At 71.6% G+C, this 2,841-nt stretch carries 3 protein-coding genes; all 3 read left to right on the top strand.

Features of this window, described 5'->3' with window-relative positions; translation table 11 throughout:
- A partial coding sequence (locus D588_RS0116355; protein WP_017916741.1) for an acyltransferase occupies nucleotides 1-898 on the top strand: 898 nt, incomplete at its 5' end.
- Nucleotides 822-1,469 (top strand): LolA-related protein, encoded by a 648-nt coding sequence (locus tag D588_RS0116350; RefSeq protein ID WP_043085435.1) that lies wholly within the window; start codon nucleotides 822-824, stop codon nucleotides 1,467-1,469. The genes D588_RS0116355 and D588_RS0116350, both read left to right, overlap by 77 nt.
- Before the next feature lie 97 nt (nucleotides 1,470-1,566).
- Nucleotides 1,567-2,841: MMPL family transporter (locus tag D588_RS0116345; protein WP_017916739.1), on the top strand; the 1,275-nt coding region annotated here is incomplete at its 3' end.

Raw genomic sequence — 2,841 nt, 5'->3', positions numbered from 1 at the left:
CGGCGGCCGCGCCGTCGGCCGCCTGCTGCTGTATCCGATCACCCTGTATTTCCTGCTGGTGCGCGGCCCGGAGCGGCGCGATTCGCGGCACTACCTCAGCCGCGTGTTCGATCGCCCGGCCACGCTGCTGGAGGTGGCCCGGCACATCCACACCTTCGCTTCGACCATCCTCGACCGGGTGTTCATGCTGTGCGGGCAGATGCACCGGTTCCGGGTGCAGATCCGCGGCCTGGACCAGTTGCACACGCAGATGGACCGCGGCCGCGGCGTGCTGATCTTCGGCTCGCACCTGGGCAGCTTCGACGCGCTGCGGGTATTGGCCACCGAGCGCCCGGACGTGCAGGTCAAGGTGGTGCTGGACAAGGCGCACAACCCGGCGATGACCGAACTGCTCGGCGCGCTGAACCCGCAACTGGCGGCCAACATCATCGACGCCGGCATGGACAGCACCTCCATCGTCATGGCGATCAAGCAGGCCACCGACGAGGGCGCGCTGGTCGCGCTGCTGGTGGACCGGCCGCGCCCGGAGGATCCGGCGCTGCCGGCCGCGTTCATCGGCCAGGGCGCCATGTTCCCGACCTCGCCGTGGCTGATCGCCGCCGCGCTCAAGGTGCCGGTGGTGCTGGCGTTCGGGCTGTACCGCGGCGGCAACCGCTACGAGCTGGTGTTCGAGACCTTCAGCGAAGGCCTGGACCTGCCGCGCCGGCAGCGTGCCCCGGTGCTGGCCGCGCTCATCCGCGATTACGCCGCCAGGCTGGAGCATTACACCCGCTCCGCGCCCTACAACTGGTTCAATTTCTACGACTTCTGGAACAACCGCCATGCCGATGCGCCGCACCTTGCCGTGGATGCTGATACTGCTGTGCAGCGCCGCACCGCTGAGCGCCGCATCGCCTGAGGCGCCGGACGCCGACTGGATCCTGCAGAAGCTGGCGCGGCCGGCGCCGGTCAGCACCGCCTTCGTCGAACTGCGCGGCTCGGCGCTGCTGAAGACGCCGTTGCGGGTGCAGGGCGAGTACCGCCGCCCGGACGCGCAGACGCTGGTGCGCGAGGTCACCGCGCCTTACCACGAGACCACCACGCTGCGTGGCGGCGAGGCCACGCTGGAGCGCGACGGCAAGCCGCCGCGGCGCTTCTCGCTGGCGCGCGTGCCGGAACTGGCCGGCCTGCAGAGCGGTTTCGGCGCGCTGCTGTCCGGCGACCGCGCGCTGCTGCAGCAGCAGTTCAACATCAGCAGCAGCGGCACCCGCGAGCGCTGGCAGCTGCAGTTGCAGCCCAAGGATCCGGCCATGGCCGCGCACGTGCGCAGCCTGCACCTGTACGGCCGTGGCGCCGAACTGCGCTGCATCGAGACCACCCCGGCCAAGGGCGACGTCCAGCGCACCCTGCTGGCCGGTGCCGCGCAGGCCGCCGGCGCCGTTGCCGACGGCGCCGCGCTGACCGCGCTGTGCCACGGCGACGCGGCGTGATCCCCGCACGAGGCGCCCGCCGGCAGCGTGCTGCCGGCCTGACGGCTGCGCGTGAGGTGGCTGATCGCACGGCGCAGGGCGGCGTGGGGATGCAGCGATGAAGCGCGCCCTGAGTTCGAAGATGCGGATCTCGCTGGCGCTGCTGTGGCTGGCGCTGCTGACCGTGGCCGGCATCTGGCTGGGCAATGCGCTGCAGGTGTCGGGCGACTTGCGCAAATTCATGCCGGAAGCCCGCACTCCCGCGCAGAAACTCCTGCTCGACGAACTCGGCGAAGGCCCTGGCTCGCGGCTGCTGCTGATGTCGCTGTCCGGGGCCGATCCGGCCACGCTGGCCAAGCAATCGCAGGCGCTGCATGCCGAACTGGCCGCGCAGCACGACGTGTTCGAACTGGTCGCCAACGGCGCCGACGCCGGCCTGGACGCGATCCCGCCGCGCCTGCTGCCGTACCGCTATCTGCTCAGCGACAGCTTCGACGCCAAACCGCTGGATGCGCCGACCCTGCGCGATGCGCTGCAGGCGCGGCTGCAGGACCTGGGCTCGCCGGCGGCGGCGATGGTGGAGCCGCTGCTGCCGCGCGATCCGACCCTGGAAGTGCTGCACCTGGCCGAGAGCCTGCAGCCGGCCGGTGGCCCGCAGCAGCGCGACGGGGTGTGGTTCGACCGCGCCGGCAAGGACGCGCTGCTGGTCGCGCAGACCCGCGCCGCCGGCTTCGACCCCACCGGCCAGCAGCGCGCGGTGGATGCGATCCATGCCGCCTTCGCCAAGGTGAGCGCCGGCACCGGCAGCAAGCTGACGCTGACCGGTCCTGGCGCGTTCTCGGTGGAGATCGGCGGGCGCACCCAGAACGAGGCGCAGTGGATCGGCACCCTGGATACGGTGGGGCTGATCGTGCTGCTGCTGGTGGCCTACCGCAGCTGGAAGATTCCGGTGCTGGGCGTGCTGCCGCTGGCCAGCGCCGGCTTGGCCGGCCTCGGCGCGGTGGCGCTGCTGTTCGACGGCGTGCACGGGATCACCGTGGCGTTCGGCTTCACCCTGATCGGCGTGGTCCAGGACTACCCGATCCATCTGTTCAGCCATCAGCGCCCGGGCCTGGATCCACGCGAGAACGCGCGCCATCTGTGGCCGACGCTGGCCACCGGCGTGGTCTCCACCTGCATCGCCTACGTCACCTTCCTGTTCTCCGGCGTGGACGGCCTGCGCCAGTTGGCGGTGTTCACCATCGCTGGCCTGCTGGTGGCGGCGCTGACCACGCGCCTGCTGCTGCCGGCGCTGATCGACCCCTCGCCGCGCGACCATGCCGATTCGCCGATGCTGGAGCGGCTGTGGCGCGGCATCGCGCGGCTGCCGCGGCCGCGCTGGTCGCTGCTGCCG

Source organism: Xanthomonas sp. SHU 308 (genome assembly GCF_000364645.1).
Classification (GTDB): domain Bacteria; phylum Pseudomonadota; class Gammaproteobacteria; order Xanthomonadales; family Xanthomonadaceae; genus Xanthomonas_A; species Xanthomonas_A sontii.
The sequence above is the reverse complement of the archived record's forward strand: the minus strand, read 5'-3'. Positions and strand labels throughout refer to the sequence as shown.